The following is an 18,261-nucleotide window of genomic DNA, read 5'->3' on the forward strand; positions in this document are numbered from 1 at the left end:
TTAGTCCACGCCATGGCCCGCCGCTACACCACCTTCGACAACCGCCACCTCGACGCGGTGGTCAGCCGCCTGCGCCGCAAAATCGCCAAATCCACCGATCTCCCCTCGCCGATCAAGGTGATCTATGGCACCGGCTATGCCTTCACCAGCCCTGGACGGATCGACTGATACCTGCGAGCGGAGCCACTGCTTCACTGAGGGGGAATCCCAAGGCTGGCAAATCGTGATTCGATTCCTCATTGCGATGGGGAGGAGCGAATGCCAGCGGCGTTGCCGATCCTGTGCGAGGGTGATCGCCGAGCGCTTCGCCAAGACGCTGCATCCGGCCGCCTGTCGCGCATCGTGCGCCGGCTGAACCTGTCGAAGCAGAAGACGCGGCCCCGCCATCCGCAGTCCGACGCCAATGCCCAGGCTGCCTTCCAAAAAAGGGGCTGCGCGAAGCCCTGAAGGCCGCGGCAGCCGAACACCTTGAACGCCGCCTCCAGCTCCGGTGCCAGGACGAAGCGCGCATCGGCCAGAATGGCCGCACCGCGCACCGCTGGTGGGAGCGCGGGCAGTGTCCGGCCGGGCTGTGCGACAAGCGCTTCACCTCAGCCTACCTCTGCGCCGCCGCCTGCCCAGCAACCGGTGCCGACTTCGCGCTGGTGATGCCGACCGTCTCCACCACCGCCATGAGCCTGTTCCTGGACGGCTTCTCCCGAAGCCTGGAACCAGACGTCCAGGCGGTGCTCGTTCTCGACCAGGCCGGCTGGCATGGATCGCCGACGCTGGTCGTGCCGGACAACATCACGCTGGTGCCGCTGCCGCCCTACAGTCCGGAGTTGAACCCGGTCGAGCGAGGCTGGCTGTACCTGCGCGAGCGCTTTCTGTCCCACCCGCTCCTGGACGACTGAACCGCGCCGGTTTTCCCGGAGACCATTTGTGTTGAGTCACGCCGCCCTGGCGACGTCCTCGGTTTGGGCATAGTAACGCGCTTCGGCCTCGGCGGGAGGAATGTTGCCGATGGGTTCGAGGAGGCGCCGGTGGTTGAACCAGTCGACCCATTCCAGAGTGGCGAACTCGACAGCCTCCAAGGTGCGCCATGGCCCGCGGCGCCGGATCACCTCGGTCTTGTAGAGACCGTTGATGGTCTCGGCCAACGCGTTATCGTAGGAATCGCCAACGCTGCCCACGGAAGGCTCGACCCCAGCTTCGGTGAGACGCTCGGTGTAGCGAATCGCAACGTATTGCGATCCCCTGTCGGAGTGATGGATGAGGCCGCAGCCCTTGGCCGGTCGGCGGTCGTGAAGTGCCTGTTCGAGCGCATCCAGAACGAAGCCGGCGTGGGCTGTGCTGGACACCCGCCAGCCCACGATGCGGCGCGCGAAGGCGTCGATGACGAAGGCCACGTAGACGAAGCCCTGCCATGTCGATACGTACGTGAAATCGGCCAACCACAGGGCGTTTGGGCGTGGCGCCTGGAATTGGCGGTTCACCCGGTCAGCAGGGCATGACGCCGCCCGGTCGCTGATCGTGGTGCGCACCACCTTGCCACGCATCGCTCCTTTCAAGCCCATCTGCTTCATCAGTCGAGCCACTGTGCAGCGTGCCACGTCGATACCCTCCCGCCGCAACTGCCGCCAAACTTTACGTACCCCATAGACCTGGAAGTTCGCGTCCCAGACCCGCCGGATAGCCTCCCTCAGCACTGCGTCGCTTCGCGAACGGGCCGGCGCCTTGGACGGATCGGCCTGTCGGGCGGCATGGGCGTAATAGGTGGACGGGGCGATCGGCAGCACTCGGCAGATCGGCTCGACCCCGTGAACGGCGCGGTGCGCGTCGATGAAGGCGATCATTTCTTGAACGGGCGGTCGAGCTCCGCCTGGGCGAAATACGCCGACGCCTTGCGTAGGATCTCATTCGCCTGGCGCAGCTCCCGCACCTCACGCTCCAAAGCCTTGATCCGTTCCTGCTCGTCCGTTGTCGGCCCCGGCCGCTTGCCCTGGTCACGCTCGGCCTGCCGGACCCAGCCCCGCAGCGTTTCCGGAGTGCAGCCGATCTTCGCCGCGATCGAACTGATCGCCGCCCACTGCGAGGCATGCTCGCCTTCGTGCTCGAACACCATCCGAACCGCGCGCTCGCGCACTTCAGGGGCGTATTTGGGTGATGCCTGTTTCGTCATGAGGACCCCAGTCTCTCAGAAGATGGGGCCTCCGACAAACCCGGGGCGGTTCAGGATAGTCCGGCGAGATGGCGGAACCCGCTGGGGCGGATCGCCGTGCTTATCTGGTCTCGTTCTCGATTGCGGCAAGCGCCAGCCAGAGGTTGGGTGCTTGCAAAAGCGCCGGACCGATTGAGCCTTGCGCCGAATACAGCGACAGCGTGACTACCAGTTGGCCGGTATGGAGGTCGAGCGGATGGCTGTCCTGCCAGCCGATGAAGGCGTCAGCCAAGGCTTGGGCGAAGGTCGCAACCGTCACCTCGCCGCCGCTGCCGGTGTCCAGCAGCACCGTCCGGCTGAGTGTTACCGGTTGGAACGCCTGAATGGTCTCGATGCTGCCCTCGGCATCGGTACCGGTGTACTGGCTGAAGCGATAGCCCAAGGTCAGGGCCAGCCGCGGGTGTGCGGCGCTGCCCGCGACTTCGCTCAGCAGCGCCGCTAGCCAATTGGCGAGGGTCGCATTGACCGGCGTGGCCACCACCTCGGCAAGGTTGTACCCGGTGCCGGTGCCGGTGCCGGTGATGTATGGCGCCACCGGCTGCGGAAAGGCCACAGTGGCGGTGACGAAGACGTAGGAGCCCTCGGTGGTGTAGCCGGTCAGCAAGCTGGCATTACGGGTGACGTAGGCTTCGGTGACGGCGTTCTGGTAGAGCCGGAGGTCGAGCCCGTCCAGCGTCACCTGAACCAGAACCGACGCTGCGTCATCCTCCGGTATATAGGCGATCTGCAGCGGTTCGATGCCGAGGACCGTGGTTGCGGGTTGGGCGGTGCCGTCGGCCGTGAGCGGCAGGGCCGACAGGGTGCCAGGCAGGGTGCCGTCGCCGGTTGTGGCCACGGTCAGAATCCAGCGTCCCGTAACCTTTCCGTCCTCCTCCTCGGCGGCGAGGGAAAGCGACAGTTCGGTCGACGCCGTCGGGATGGCGGCTGCCAGAATCGGAGCGGTCGCCCCTGAACCGGCCCAGTCGCTGTTGATCTGGATCGCCAGCACCAGATCCGCGAGCGCCGCGACGATGTTGGCGGCGTTGACGTCCGCGGCCAGCAGGTCGGGCAGGACTGGTTCGATTTCGGCATAGCCGGCTTGGAACCGCATCAGCGCCTGAGCCGCGGTCAGAACCGGGGTGACGGCGGCCATGGCTTTCAGCGCCGCCTGGTCGGCGCTTTGCCGGTTGTAACGGATGGTCAGGGTGGTTGTGTCCTGGGCCACCGGTTCCAGCAGCATCCCGGCGGAATAGCGCCATTGGAAAAGCTGGCTAAAATCAGCGTCGGCGACGGTGGTGGCGTCGGCGCTCTGCGTCTGGAGGGTGGGCGCGGTCGGGAAGAAGCGGTCGATCAGCGGCACTTCGACGTCGCCGGTCCCGATCGATACCGTGGCCGGCAGCGCCAGCGCCAGCCAGATCGAAACTCCGTTGCCGGTGTCGGTTAGGGCGACATGGGTGACCCGATAGCTCAGGGGGACCGACAGCGACGCATCGGCGGACAGTTCGCCCGGACGGAAATCATAGTAGAGGGTGGTCGCGGGGCTGGCGCTGTCGTCCAGGGTCAGGCTGGCGGTGGTGGTGACCAGGGCCGTCGACCCGTTGCCTGGGCCGACCTCGCCCCAAAGGGTCAGGCCGGTCGCCGTGGCTCCCGCCGGCAGCTTGGCCCAGTCGGCATCGAAGGCCAGAACGCCGTCGAGGACATAGGCATTGGCCAACGCATTCTGCAGATTGCTGGAAAAGCTCTCCCGCGAGCCCCACAGGGTGGGATCGTCGGCCGCGCCGGCCTGCTCGGTGAACAGCCAGGAGAGCTGGTTGTCGCTGTAGAGTTGCGCGATGGCCGCCCGCCCCTCGACCAGCGTTCGATAGCCGTCTGGATTGGCCCGGAACGCTGCAGCGGCATAGGAGCCGCCGAGAAGCAGGTCGATGGTGCCGCAAATCGACTGGAACAATTGGTCGCAATCGACCGCGGCATAGGATTGGTCGGCGCTGGTCCATGAACTGGTGGTGAAGGCGCCGTACTGCGGTACCGGCGTGGTGCCGGATTGCAGGCTGGTATAGAAGGGCGCCGGCGCGAAATAGGTGGGCGTGCCGGAAATGGCGGGCTGGAGCAGACCGGCGGCGACCGCCCAGAGCTGGTTGCTGCCGCTGCCGCTGCCGGTGGCCAGGCACAGGTTGGGAAAGGCGGTCTGGAAAATGGTGGCGAACGTGGTCAGCCCGGCCGACAGATCCGCGGTGGCCGGGGTGGCGATGCTGGCGACTTGGGGCAGCAGGGCCGCGGTGCTGGCGTCGACATGGGCGACCCGTGCCAGGATCAGGGCGACGTCGACCGCCACCGGAGGCAGAGCGGCGACCGGGCTGGCGATGCCGTAGGTCAACTCCACCGCCGCCGGCAGGGTGGTGCTTGCGCCGTCGAGATAGTCCAGCACCGCCGCGACATAGGCCGTGATGGCCTGCTGACCGGCCGCAGCCAGCGGCTGGGCGCCGCCGGTATCGAGCGAACTGGACAGCCGGAACTCGATGTCGCCGGTTTCAGCCAGTTGCCATGCCGCCTGGGCATAGAGCGGCTGGGCGGTGTCGAGATTGTTGTCGAGGGTAGCCTTGTCGACGGCCAGGGTCACGGTGAGGGTGCCCGCCTTGGTGGTCGGGGTCCAGTTCAGGGTCGAGCCGACCCAGGCTCCCGGCCCGACCAGCACGTCGTTATAAGTCTGCGGCACGGCGAAGGCCGTCAGATTGGTGGTAACCGGATTGCCGAAGCAATCGCGGATCTGCGTGGTCACCGTCGGTGTGGTGCCGATGGCGGCATAGGGATTGTCGGATGGGCCGCCAGCCAGCAGGTTGGTCAATGGCAGCGACAGGAAATAGGTCCAGGTTTCGGCACCGTCGTCGGCCGGACTGCAGGCCGGGGCGTAGCCGAGATCGGCATAGGCGCTGCCGCTGATCGCCACCGTGAACAGACCATAGAGCTGGTCGAGCCAGCTCTGGTCCTCGTCGCTGTCGGCCGTCTCCGGGTTCGGCCGGGTGACGGTGACCGGCAGCACGCCCGGGGGATAGGCCGGCTGATAGCCGACCAGGCTGGTCGAGGTTGCGAACAGGCCCAGGCTGGTGAGATCGGACGCGGCGATCTGGTCAACCAGCAGCACGTTGTCGGTGGCGGCCGAACTGGTGGTAGCGGTGCCGTTCACCGCGCTGCCCCGGGCCACCAGCAACGCCGCGGTCGCCGTGTTGCTGGTGGTGAACAGTCCGGCGAGCCCGGAATCGGCCTCATCCAGCGCCAGATAATAACCGGCGGCATTGGTTTCGCCCAACGCCAGCAGGATCGCCAGGGCGTTGGCGGCGTCGGTCAGGGCGGCCGCGACGGGATCGGTCCCGCCTGTGGCCGACGCTTCCTCAGTCTGCGACCGTGCTGCGGTGTCGAGTTGGGGCTGGCTTTCGGTGGATAGGTTGGTGCGCAGCAGGGTGGTGGCGTCCGCCGCGGCCGCGCAGGCGGCGTAGCCGCCATCGCCGGTCGGAACCAGCAGAGTGAGGGTCAGGGCCGTGCCAGCGGCGCTGGCCACGATGAGCTGCGCGATGACGCCGACCTGACTGGAATCGACCGCAGTCAGGGTATAGACAGTCTGGTCGATGCCGCCACCGGCCGCCACCACCTGCCGCAGGGTCAGCGTGAGCAGGCTTGCCCATTGCACGTCGCCGTCGAGGGTGCCGGACTGGCCGGGCACGCCGGTGGCCAGGGTCACGGCGCCGGGGGCTGCCGCCAGGGCCGGTGGAATCGCCGCCAGGGTCGCGCTTTTGCCGTCGGTGGGGGCATAGGCGGTGAAGCTGCCGAACGGATAGGTGGCCAGGATCGCGGTCAAGGCCGTCTGGGTGACCCGCGTGAGCTGGGCGGAGACCGTCAGGCCCAGAATGTCGCTGACGGCCTGCTGGCTGAAGCCCGCCACCGGCTGGGGGTCGAGGGTGATCCAGCCGCCGCCGCTGCCACGGGCCAGGCTGAGGCTGATCGCCGTCGGCGGGGTGGCGATGGTCGCCAGCGTCATCTGCTGGCCGGTCAACTGATAGAGCGGGGCCATGTCCTGGCCGGCTTCGCCGTTGGCCGGCAATTGGACGCCGCCACGGAAGCTGACGGTGATCCCGGACGCGGTCTGGTCGAAGGCCAGGGCCGCCCAATCGGCGGCACCGATCTGGTCCAACCCGGCCGCCCCGGTGAGATCGAGCGCCTCGCCGGCGCCGCCCTGCAGCAGATATTCGAAATAGGCGAGGAAGGCGTAGGTCGCGAGCGAGGCGGTGCCGTCGTCCTCGGCCATGGCCAGCGGTGCCGTGGTTTCGGGCGCGGCGAACAGCTTGAACGTCGCGAAGGTCGCGGCGATCGCATCCTCATAGGAGGTCGGCTGCCGATTATATTGGGCGAAGTCGCACAATGAGCTGCTTGTCCCGCCCTCGACCCCGCCCCAAGCGACCAGATCCGGGATCATCGGGAAGGCCACGGCGCTGGCGTCGCTCACCGGCACCGTCACGGTCACCGCGCTGAACCAGTCCTGGAGGAACTGGACCAGCAGATCATAGGTCAGCAGGGTGTCGGGGTCGTCAGCGTCGGCATAAAGCCGCGACTGGCGCGGCTTGGTTTTCAGCCGCCTCGTCAGGCGCTCCAGCCGGTCGCGGCTCACGGCCGTGGTTTCGCCCGCCTCACCATCCAGCGAAAGCGCCCACTGGAGCAGGCTTTGCACCAGAAGGTTGAACATGCAGCCGGGGTCGGCTTCGGTATAGGGGATCGCAAGATTGAACAGCATCGCGGGCGTGCCGCTGCCCTTGCCGTCATAGGTGATGGTCAGTTCCGGAATGAACCACAGCCCGAGCGCAGGCAGCGAGGCACCGGCCGCGGTGGCCGCCATGGTCCGGGAAGAGAGGAGCCGGGAGGAGGGAGTTCCGGCCCAGGCGATCGGCTCAAGCGGGGAGGTGACAGCGCTGGACGGCATCGCGGTGCTGGGCCAGGGCAGGGTCGCCGGGCCGACGTCGACATGCATCGAGAATTTGAAGCTGATGGTGATCTTGAACAGGCCAAGCTTGATCCGGACCTTGACCCCTACCGAGACCAGGACGTTCAGCGACAGCGCCACGCTGCTGCCGACGGTCAGGCCGCATCCCATGGTGCCGGACAGATCGACATGGACCGCGGCGGAAACGATGCCGAAATCCACCGATCCATAAAGCGCCCCCGAGAAGGACAGGGTCAGGGTGCCCTGGAATTCGGCTGGCTGGCTGGGGTCGATCACCGCGCTGCCGGTCGGGCTCAGGCCCGCGCCATAGCCGGCAATGGCGGTGAACCCACCCTCGTAGGTGAGCGACCAGCCGCCCGACAGCATCCCCAGATCCAGGCTGCCGTCCAGCGCGATCCGCATCGCCGCCGCCACCCCCAAGGCCAGCGTCACTGGCGACCAGCCGGCCGGCAACGAACTGTTGCCCAGGCTGGTGAACTGGAATCCGCCCTGGCCGGAGAATATCGGCGTCACCAGGGCGGCGGACCGGCTCCAGTCGCCATCGTCGGGATAGCCGTAATCGAAGAGGTAGGTTCCGTCGGTATAGATCGCGATGGTGAGCGCCGGATTGCGAAAGCCGAACGGGCCGAACCCGATCGTGAGCAGCTCGGCCGAGGACGGCATTTCCAGCGAGAACACCCCCAGGCTGTCGCTCACCCGCTGGTAGGGCATGGTGGCGCTCAGGCCGAATCCCTTGAAACTCAGCGCATAGAGTCCGGGATCGGCCAGGGCGATGTCCAGGCTGATGGTGTCGAACAGCGAGGCCGCGAATACGCCGCTGACCCCGCTGTCCGGCTGCATGATCGACAGCCACTCGCCGGCAGCCACCGCCGGAGCGGCGGTGTTTTCGGTCCAGTCCAGGAGCGTGCTGGGAGCCGTGGCGGTGGTGGCCGGGCCGACCTGCTGGCTGAGCGCGGCATAGGAGAACTGGATGTGGAACGCCTTGGTCAGGGCGTTGATCAGCAACTCCTCGGCGACCGCGAACACGGCTTTGATCGCGTCGTAGACTTCGTCCAGCGTATAGCCGATCTCGGCCATGAGCTGGGCCGCCGCATCATAGGCCGCCCCCAGCGCCTTGAGCGCCGAGGCGGCGGCGGCGGCGGCGAAGCTGAACAGGCCGTTGATCATCGCCCGCGCCCACTGGATGAAATCATTCAGCAGGTTTTCGAACAGGGCGCCGGCATTTTTCACCACCCAATCGGCGATGACCGTGGTCAGGTCGGCCAGATCCGACAGTTTGAAGTCGATGCCGGCGCTGAAGCTCTGATCGCCCCAGTTGAACGAGATCTTACCCTTGAACGCCGCCTGGACGTTGGAGTCGCCGGAGGTCAGGGGGAAACTGACCGCCAGCGACAGGCCGAAGCCGGTGTTCAGGTGGATCGAGGGAATCACCGTCACCCCGGCCACCTTGACCGGGTCGGTGTCGACGTCCAGATCGAGGCTGAGGTCGAAATTTGCGGAAAAGCCCTCATTGGCGACCAGGCAGGTCATCCGGGCATCGAGAACGTCGAGTGCGGTGGACAGTTCCAGATAAAAGCTGAGCCCGCTGGACAGGATGCTGATCTCGGTGCTGATCTTGGCCATATTGAGCAGGCTGACAGCGGCATCGAGATAGAAATGGGGCGGGATGTCGCCAACCTGATACGTGTAGAGCGACACCCGCGGCCCGAGGGTGTCGTCGGTGGCCGCGGTGATGACCAGCAGTGGCGGCACCGGGGTGTTGCCGATGGCGGCGGGATAGAGGATCGGTTCCGGCGCGTCGGCATCGACCTTCAGCCCCAGGGTCGGGGCCAACTCGGCAACGATGTCCAGTTCCAGCCCAGGCAGTTTCAGCCGGCCGCCGAAACCATAGCCCTGCTGATAGGTGACAAGGCCGAGGGTAACCGTGTTGGGCACCACATAGAGCCAGGGATCCATGGCCAGGGTGTAGGGCGGGCTGCCGGTGCCGGTCCGTACCAGGTGGAAAATCTGCCCGCTCTGGAAGTCGGCGATGAACCATTCGGTGTTGACGTCGGGATTGTCGGCGTCGCCGAGAATGACGGTCAGGGTCTGATAAAGCGCGCCGGCCGCAGGCTTCTGCATCGGCTGGCCCAACTCGGCGACCAAGGCGAAAAAGGCGTTGGGGACGACGTAGTCGTTGAGCTGGGCGAAATCGGCGTCGGTCAGCGTCGTGGTCGCGGTGGACAGGTCGAAGGGGATTGGATAGACGCCATAGGTCTCGAGGACGCTTTGCAGCAGCGACGGCACCTCCACTCCGGCGGCGGCCCAGGCCATCATTTCGGCGAACTGCAGGAACGCGACCTCGCTCATGCTGCCGATGAACAGGCTGTCGTCGGGATTGGCGCCGTCGAAATAGATCGCGACGAACGCCTCGACCCCGGCGGGTGGATAGGCCAGGAAACCCGTCAGGCCGAAGCTGGGGACCGGCTCGCCGCCCTGTTCCGCCACCCCGAGCAATAGCCCGAGGTCGGCAACCGACAAATCCGGGATGCCGAACGGTTCGTGCCATGTGCCGGACATGAAGATCGCGGCGAAACCCCCCACCCCGCCGGCGCTGGTCGCCTCGAATTCCAACTGACCGTCGAACAGCAACTGGTCGGACTTGGTGCCATCGCCGCTATCGACCCACCCCGAACCGGGATCGATCGAAACCAGGATCGAGAACAGCACCTGATAATCGACGTCGATGCCGGTCTCGGTCATGGCCAGGGCCAGGCTGACGCTCTCGATATCGATCCCGGCGCCCAGATTCAGCGCGATATCGCTCATGGTCCCGGCAAACTGGAATTTCCAGCCTCCGGCGATGTCGTAGAAACCGATCATGACGCTGATCGCCGACACGCTGCCGGTCATCAGCGACACCGAGGTCCTGGTGAGATCGTCCGGACACTCCGGCCAGCTGAAGGCGGCCGAGAAGGTCATGCCGGCGCAAACGCCGGGGAAATAGGACTGGGTGGCGATCGGCAGCAGGAAGGACGGGTTGGTGAAATTGGCCACCGTGAAGGCGATCACCGAGGACAGGCCGAAATCGTCGAAAGGGGCCAGAGCCGAATTCATCCCGGCGAAGAAGCCCGGTGTGAGTTCCACCTGGATACCGGCGGCGAAGCCGGTCTTGCCGGTGCCGGTATAAAGGGCCGGTACCGCCGAGAAGAAGCCGGCCATGCTGGCGTCGCCGCCGGCCGCGACCCCGGTCAGGGTGAAGACGTCGCTTTCGAAATCATAGTCGAAGCCCACCGTGATCGGGTCCAGGTCGGGAGCCGTGGGGATCGGTGCCGGCAGCGGCACCTGGGTCGCGCCGAAGGCATCGACGAAGGCGGTCCAGTCATAGGTCTGGCCGGCGCTGAAGCTGCCTTTCAACAGGCCAAGGCTCGGCCCCCAACTGTAATCCATGCCGAAGGCGATGTCGGCGATGGTGATGCCGCCGCCGATGGTGCCGGCCCAGCTGCTGCCGGAATCGGGCGAGCTGACGTCGATGGTGAAATCCCCGCCCATCGTCTGGCCGCAGACGGTCAGGCTCCAGCCGACGGCGCCGCTGACCGCCATGGCGTCGGTGATGGTATCGATCGTAAGCGAAAAGGCTTCCACCGTCAGAGCCAGGGAAAACTGGTCCGGCGTCACCACCGGCCCCAGCAGCTGGCCGACCACGTCGGAAACCACCACGGTCTGCGCCTGGAGCAATTGGCCGGAAAAGCGCATTCCCGCGGATTCCAGCAAGGCGCTCAAGCTGAACTGCCAACTGTTGACCGCAAACACGCCGTCGACGGTGAAGACCGCGGCATTCGCCGACCAGCCATAATCCAGATTGAGCGTGGTCGCCGAAAGACTGATGGCGAGTCCCGCCAGCGTCAACTGGATGTCGGCGGTGGCCTGGAACGACAGGGTGTCGGCGTCCAGGTCGACGGCGATGCCGAAGCCGCTGAAGGTCAGGGTCCCGACATCGGCATTGGCCGGGGCCTGGACATCCAGCACCGACAGCATGGCGCTGTTGACCTCGGCGAAGGACAGCGTGACCGTGTTCTGCAAGGTCCCGGCAAAGGACAACGAAGGATATTCAATATCGAGATCGAAATAATAACCGCCGAGATCCAGCGTGGCGCCGATCGAGCCCGACAGGCTGGACGGCGGGCCGTAGACATAGCTCCACGTCATTTCCAGGGAGACCACCTGGAAGTCCGGAAAGGCCGGGATCGGAATCCAGGGCTCGATCAGACCGAGGGAACCGAAGGTGGAGGACATGGCGCCGGTGGACGGATCGCCGGTGGCGCCGAACAGGATGATCCCCGGCACCATCCCCGCAAACAGGCTGGAGGTCAGGGAACCGGGAAAGCCCGCGCTGTTGGGAAACAGCGGAATCAGAACATCCTGATTGGCCACGGGATTGGAGCCGGCGGCGCCGCTGAAGCTGAGAGTGACCACGTTGGTCCGGCTCAGGGTCACGGTCATGACCAGGGTGGTATCGTTGATCGCGCCGCAATCGGCGACGAAGTCGTTGCCGATGCTCGGCAGATAGGCGGTGTCGGTGGTGTCGGTGTAGGACGATTGCTCATAGCCCAGAGTCAGGCGGTAGCTGGCGTTGGTGAGCGGCAACGGATCGAACATCAACCGGATGGTGCCGAGCGCGCCGGACAGGGTAAACGCCGGCCCCCACTCGCTCAGAACCACAGGCCCGGAAATCGGCGCCGGGCTCGGCATATCGGCGAGCAGCGGCAAGGGTGTCAGCGGTCCGGTGGCGAAGATTTCGGCCGACAGGATCAGGCCGTCGGATACCCCGCCGCCGTTGTAGCCGAACACCAGCCCGGGGTATCGCAGGGCATCGGTGGTGAAGGTCGTGCCGCTGAAGCCATAGAAGCTGTCGCCCAGCACCCATCCCGCCGGCAGCGCGACCGTCACCTCCAGGCTGGCCTCGTCGCTGCCGCTGGTGATGATGGTGACGGTGACGCCAAACGCCGCCCCGTCGAGAAAACCGCTGGAGCCGCCCCAGGACTGGACCGTGCCGGCAAGGAAGCCGGAGGTGCCGGAAAAGACGAGGGTGTCGCCGTCGGGCTGCGGCAGCGCCCCCGGCAACACCACCGCGATCGCCGCCGGCAAGCCGGTGGCGGCCAGCAGCGCATCCAGTCCGATAGTTCCCAGGCTGGCATCGTCCAGACGGACTGTGCCCCCCTGGGCCGCCAGGGTATCATAGATGGTCTCGATCGCCATCGGGGGCTCCCGGCTTATTCAGAAGGAGAGGACCAAAGGCAGATGGTCAGAGGCGCCTAAGCGCTGCTGGCTGGCTCCCGTGGCGATTCGGATGGCGATATGGCCGAAATTGTCCCAACCGCGGAAGCTGTTGGTGGCATTCGCACCATAATTTCCGATCTGCGTCTGCAATTCGGATGCCCATGGCGTTCCATTGAAGATGCTCCCGGAAACCTGATCAATAATCCCAAAATTGTTAAAGACGATTCCGTTTGATCGATAGAATATATTATCAATTGATCCTCTGTTCCAATTCAAATAATTGAAATCATCTGGCCTGGGATTTCCAGTATTGAATAAAGTGGGTGTGCCAACCGCCTCGAAACCGTTGTTTCCAATGGCCGCAAGGTATTGATTGGCAAAGAATCCGGCATAGGCGCCGCCCGCATTGTTGGTGGGCACATTGAAATCACCCAAGACCAGCTTGGCGCCGTTGGCTCCCGGCGCGGCGGTCACCTCGGCCAGGCCGGCGACCGCCGCGGTCCCCAGCGTCGCTTGGTTGACGTCATCGACGGTCGACGGCGAGGTGTGGACGGCAAAGATATCGAGAGTGTTGATGGCGGCGCCATTTGGATAGGTCAAAAGAAACCGGACCGGACTCCGATTCCAGGGGTAGGGGAAACCGACAAAACTCGTATTCAGGGCATCGGGATAAAATATCTGAGGTGCCGGCAACGCGACGCCCAAATCCTGGAACGGCCCGACATCCCAGGGATTCGGATAGGCCGCCAGCTGGAAGGTTGGATTGACGGCCCCCTGGTTGATCGCTCCCTGAAGAAACCGGTTCCAGGGTGGCGTTGCGGTGGCAAAGTTACAGCCGATCTCGGTCGCTGGCACGGGGCCGAAATTGCTCCAGACATGCGGCCCCTGAAAGGTGAAGATCGCACTGTTGTATATCAGGCCCACGGCTTCGCTGTAATATCCGGTGCCGGTGCTGACCGGGGGGACGCACTGGTAGTTGTTGTCGATCGCGGCCATCAGTCCGGCGATCAGGCTCAAGCCGGTCGTGCCGTCGGTCTGGTAGATTTGCCCCGGCTGTTGGTTGGCCGCCCGGGTATGGACCTCCACGATGACGATGATGTCGGGAACCCAGGCGAAAGGCGGGCCGACCCCTGGCAGCAGGGCGTTGGAGATCACGGTCTGAACGTCGGCTTCCTGATATTTTTCGGCGCTCAGATTCTGGATGTTCCAGTAGAGCAGATTCATCGGCGTGGTCCCGTGCCTGCGGTCATAGGGAGGTTGCGGGCACGGCGTCGCCGAACCACAGCAGCGTTTGCGAGGGGTAGGGAGGGGCGCCGAACAGGGTGAGGGTGAAGGGGCGGGCGCTGCCCGGGATCGCCGCCCCCATGAAGGACAGGCTGCATTGTTGAAGCAGCAGCACCGTCCGGTTGGTGCCGTCGGAGGCCATCGTGTCGATCCCGGCCACGCCGATGGCGAGTTTCATCACCCCTTGCAGGGTCAGGCTGCAGGTCTGGTCGATGCCGGAGATCAGCAGGCCCAGGCTGTAGCTGCCGGAGGCGCCCCAGCCGAGATAGACGGTGCCGGTCAGGCTGCCGGCCTGGCTTGACAGCAGGCCCGGGCTGCCCAGGGTGATGGCGAAGACCAGGGCATAATCGAACCCGTCCACCGGCGGGGTCCAGCCGGTGGGCACCTGAAACGCGATGGCCCCCAGGTCCGACAGGCTGCCCGCTCCCGACAGCGATTGGGCGGTCAGCGGCAGGTCGGTGACCAGGCCCTGGCGCAGGCCGCTGGTCGGGGTGGGAAAGCGAACCTGGGCGACGTCGAAGGAATAGACCAGATCGACGCCGCTGCCGGTCATGACGATGCCCAGATCGGAATAGGCGAGAGCGTCGAAGTCGAACAGGTCGGTCGTGGGCGGGGAGCCGAGATAGAGATAAGGGTCTTCCGGTGCGGACGCGGGCGGATTGAAGACCAGGGCGCCGTTCAGTGAAAAACGCGACTGGTTGTCGTTGACCTGAACGAATTGCAGGTTGGTGACGTTGACCGTCTTGAGAATCTGTGCAGTCGCTTGGCCGTCGAAATAATCATAGGCGATCCGGAATTCCGCCGGCCCGGCGGCGCTGAAGGCGTAATAGCCCGTGGCATCATCGCCGACCGGCTGCAGATACCGGCCGTCGATGGCGACGATATTGCTGGTGGCGTCCCCTCCGTCATTCTGGAGAGCCGCGGGCAGACCGAACAATTGATTGATTTCCAACCGGCCGCCGGCGGTGAAACTGGTCAGGGTGCCGTTGATGAAGCCGGCGCGCAGGCTGTCCAGGGTGTAGCCGTAGGCGCCGCCAGCGGCGGGCGAGGCGGCCTGATCCGGGTTGGCATAATCGACCACGGCGAACGGTGCGCTGGCGGCCACCGCCGGGCTTTCGTCGCCGCCGCCGGACAGATCATTGACTTGGAGCCCGACCGCCAGCGCCGACAGCGTGCTGCCCAGGCTGTATTCCATGCTGGCGACGATTTCGGGCAGCGTGTTTGCCGGCGCCGACAGCGCCAGCAGACCATTCCAGGCCGGATCGGAAAGCGCGCTCCAAAGAGTGGTGTAGAGGGTGTCGCCCCCCTCGGCCGCAGCCTGGACGGTGGCGATGAGCGAGAGCAACGCCGCCTGGACCGCGGCGGGATCGGCATTGAAGGTGGCGGCCTCGGCCCAGTTGGCGAGGCTGCCGGCCAGGGTCGCGATATCGGTGCCGGCATATTTGAAGATCAGGAACTGGCCGTCCGCTCCGATCCCGGGTTCGAAGGACCAGTCGGAGAAGGCGACGTCGCCCGACAGCGAGAACAGGATGTCGCCGTCGCTGCCGGCGGTTCGCGAGACGACCAGGAAGCAATCATTGGTCATCAAGGCGGTTTGCAATGCCGGTGAGATGTCTTCGGCCACCCAGCTATGGGTTTTGCCCCCGGCATCGACAGTGGCCGCCAGTTGCACCGACAGCAGCACCTCTCCGTCGACCGTTGCCACCAATCCGCTGTTGGTGACATAGGTGCTCGTGGTGTCCGCCGCGGGGGCTGGGGCGCTCGCCGTCCGGGCGGCGGCTTTGGCCGCCAGCGCCGCCTTGGTCGCCGTCGCCATGGTCTGGGCGCGCACCGGCGCCAGCACGTGGTTTTCGAAGGCCCGATAGGGCGTGGCCGCGACCTTGGCGATCTGGCTGTTGATCAGCCCATAGGCCGCCATTGGTACCGGCGACAGGGTGGTGCCGGCCACGAGCGGAAACGCCGCGCCGGTAAACAGATAGTCCGGCAGACCGGCGCCCCCCTGGAACAGCGCCGATTGGGCGGGCTGGCAGCGGTACTGGGCGCTGCCGTCGGCGGCCGAAACCGCGACCCAGGCGGTGACCGCCGCCCCGCCGCGATCGTCGAGCGGGTCGCTCTGGTCGCTGGCGGTGGCGGTCGTCGGATCGAGCGGGCAATAGGCCGCACCGGCGATGAAGCTCAGCACCGATCCGGCGGCTCCCCCCAGCCCCTCGGTGCCGACCGAACCGCACAGCAGCGCCACCGAGCCGTCGGACATGGCCGGACTCAAGCTGGCGGTGAAATCGCCGTCGGGCTCGAGGCAACTTTCGCCCCCGGTTCCCCACAGGGAGCGGATCACCAGCCCGGCGCCGCTCCTGGGGGTCAGACACACGGTCTGGCCCAGCGGGCTGGTGAAGCCGGCCCCCAGGGTCGTCGCGGGCTGGGTGAAGCTGAACCGGGTCCGGGCGCCGTCGAAGGGCGCGGCTGGATCCAGGCTGACATGGTAGCCGATCTTTGGTCCCGCCGCCCCGACGTCGAACAGCGGATAATTCAGGACCGTGACCGCGGCGCCGCTTGACTGGTAAAGATAATGAATTCCGAGATTGGCGGACGACGGGCTGGGGTCGAAGGATAGGGTGGCGCCCAAGATCAGAAGGCCGGCGTCGCTGCCGGTCAGGGCCAGGGTCAGGCTGGGATCGAATCCGGTGATGCCCGAACCCCGGATGTTGAAGATGAACTTTCCCTGGGCGGTAATGGTCAGGGTGTCGCTGGCAGAATTCCGGGTGAACGGGCTGCCGCTGGGAATGAAGAAGGCGAAATTATTGCCGAAGCCGATGTTGGCGCTGCTCAGGATCAGCGGGCCCGTGGTCGATCCCGTAGCCAGCCATTGCAGCCCGTTGGAGAGATCGTCGGCATTCCGGCACCAGACCGGAACCGTGGTGCCGGTGAAGACCGCCGCCGCCGGACTGCCCCACAGGGCTTCGGCAAAGCTGGGCAGATCGGCCGGCGCGGCCGGGGCGAAAACCCAGAATCCCGGGACTGGCGGAATCATCGACGGGGTTTGGGACGAAGCTTGGTCGAGCCAGGCCCAATCGCTGAGGATTTGCGGGACGGCGGTCAGCGACACGCCCTCGGGCAGAACCAGAGCGACCCAGGGGCCGGCCAAGGGGCTGGATGGAGTCGAAACCGGCAGATAGACTGACGGGCACGCTGCGCTTGCCTGGAGTTGGATCGTCATTGCATCACGGCCCTTCAGCCGGGATCGACCAGTAGAACAGCCCGCCTCGGAAAGGCTGATCCGGCTGGCCGGCGGTCGAGATCACCACATCGGCGCCGACCGACGACAACTGGCCGGGGGGCATGAACGCCGCCGTCACCATGCCCTTGGCCGAACTAGTGCCCACGATTACGTCGAAGCTGTATCGAGGAACCGAGGCGGTTAAGGAGGCCGCGGCCACGACCTGGTTTTGCAACTGGATGACCACCGTGGCCGTGCGGTTGTCCGAGTCCACGGAGCTGGTGATGGCCAGGGGGCCAAGGGCGACCGGCTGGGCTATGGTCGGCACGGCGGTTGCCGCCCAAGCCCGTCCAGCCGGCCCCATGCCGATTGGAGCGATCTCGATCGGCCCGAGCGTTGCGAGGATCACCCCCAGAACCGCAGGAGCCCATCGTCGCGTCATGGCCATGGCCTCTTCCTGGCGTCACCTGTGGAAATAGACGGATGGCTGCGTGACGTCAGGTGGGAATGTAGAGGGTGCCGTCGCTGGCCCATGAGAAGATCGTTCCGGCAAACGAGGTGTTCGGCTGCCCGTTTACCGTCAAAACTCCGGAGGAAATGACGATCGTGCCGACATTGGCGCCGGTGGGCGGCGCGTAGGTGGCAAGATAGCTGACCGTCGTAGTGCCGACCTGGGCATTCGTCACCTGCCACTGGTTAAAGCCCGGGGAGAATTTGAAAATTCCGACCTGAACATTATTGAGCGACGATATGAGGGTCGCAGAATTTCCATAACTGTTGGTCGGATCGATCGTAACGTTCCAAGTCAATGACCCGAGATAATTAACTGCGGTGATCGGGCTGGTATTGGTCATAGGTTGTCCTCGTCATTCCATAAATGAGGTTGCGTGTCTGAATCTGGCGGACATACAACAAGAAGCTACCGTAAGTTTGCATAAAAAACAACCTCGAATTCATTCAGCCATGCTGTGTCATAACAAATGGCGTTAATCATATAAAAAATCTCCCATAAAGGGCATTTCTAGGAAATATCCCTTATTAGTTGTTAATGATTTTAGCCGTGCACTAATTTATCGGTTTGGCTGTAAAAACCAATTACAAGGAAATTACCCCAGTAATTTTTGTATTTGATAGGTCAATTCACAGTATATTATGAGCAGGTTCCGCAGTTTTATTTTGGAATGTTTTCTATCAGGACTCAAAGAGCACGGCGAGAAGCGCTGATCTGAACCGTGTCATCATCATATTTCAGATTTTTAATCATACCATAGGCATTGAAGATTGATCTTTTGGCCCGTCACCCCCATGAAGGCGCATAGGCGCTGACTTACGCCCTCT

At 64.8% G+C, this 18,261-nt stretch carries 9 protein-coding genes and 1 other annotated feature; of the genes, 3 read left to right on the forward strand and 6 right to left on the reverse strand.

What is annotated here, in order from left to right:
• Positions 1-12: 12 nt before the first annotated feature.
• The 3 genes from AZOLI_RS31370 (at position 13) to AZOLI_RS32990 (ending at position 893) form a co-directional block, all read left to right on the forward strand.
• The gene (locus AZOLI_RS31370) at positions 13-168 is read left to right on the forward strand and encodes a winged helix-turn-helix domain-containing protein (protein WP_081505986.1); all 156 of its coding nucleotides are present in this window, start codon (positions 13-15) and stop codon (positions 166-168) included.
• A 90-nt stretch (positions 169-258) separates the two neighbouring features.
• On the forward strand, positions 259-447 hold the full coding sequence (locus AZOLI_RS31375; protein ID WP_081505987.1) for a helix-turn-helix domain-containing protein: 189 nt from the start codon (positions 259-261) through the stop codon (positions 445-447).
• A complete protein-coding gene (locus AZOLI_RS32990) occupies positions 444-893 on the forward strand; it encodes an IS630 family transposase (RefSeq protein ID WP_244442615.1) in 450 nt (149 codons plus the stop codon). Before AZOLI_RS31375 ends, AZOLI_RS32990 begins: the two co-directional genes overlap by 4 nt.
• 36 nt (positions 894-929) lie before the next feature.
• On the opposite strand, the gene AZOLI_RS18805 is transcribed toward AZOLI_RS32990, so the two are convergent.
• The 6 genes from AZOLI_RS18805 to AZOLI_RS32615 form a co-directional block, all read right to left on the reverse strand.
• Positions 930-2,161, reverse strand: a protein-coding gene (locus tag AZOLI_RS18805) for an IS3-like element ISAli4 family transposase (RefSeq protein WP_085938455.1) whose coding sequence is annotated in 2 segments (ribosomal slippage) — positions 930-1,867 and positions 1,867-2,161 — 1,233 coding nt in all. Because the reading frame shifts where the segments join, the coding sequence is not laid out codon by codon here.
• Positions 1,761-1,877, reverse strand: a sequence feature (AL1L pseudoknot). (Overlaps the previous gene by 117 nt.)
• A gap of 100 nt (positions 2,162-2,261) precedes the next feature.
• On the reverse strand, positions 2,262-12,404 hold the full coding sequence (locus tag AZOLI_RS18815) for a hypothetical protein (protein WP_014188726.1): 10,143 nt from the start codon (positions 12,402-12,404) through the stop codon (positions 2,262-2,264).
• Between the two features lie 18 nt (positions 12,405-12,422).
• Positions 12,423-13,649, reverse strand: a complete 1,227-nt coding sequence (locus tag AZOLI_RS18820; RefSeq protein WP_014188727.1) for an endonuclease/exonuclease/phosphatase family protein — start codon at positions 13,647-13,649, stop codon at positions 12,423-12,425.
• 22 nt (positions 13,650-13,671) lie between these two features.
• Entirely contained in the window at positions 13,672-16,923 is a 3,252-nt protein-coding gene (locus tag AZOLI_RS18825; protein WP_014188728.1) for a hypothetical protein, read from the reverse strand.
• 4 nt (positions 16,924-16,927) lie between these two features.
• Positions 16,928-17,371: a hypothetical protein gene (locus AZOLI_RS32610; protein ID WP_044552101.1), complete on the reverse strand. Its 444-nt coding sequence runs from the start codon at positions 17,369-17,371 to the stop codon at positions 16,928-16,930.
• 49 nt (positions 17,372-17,420) lie between these two features.
• On the reverse strand, positions 17,421-17,777 hold the full coding sequence (locus AZOLI_RS32615) for a hypothetical protein (protein WP_162488314.1): 357 nt from the start codon (positions 17,775-17,777) through the stop codon (positions 17,421-17,423).
• Between the last annotated feature and the right edge of the window lie 484 nt (positions 17,778-18,261).

Source organism: Azospirillum lipoferum 4B (assembly GCF_000283655.1).
GTDB classification, from domain to species: Bacteria; Pseudomonadota; Alphaproteobacteria; order Azospirillales; family Azospirillaceae; genus Azospirillum; species Azospirillum lipoferum_C.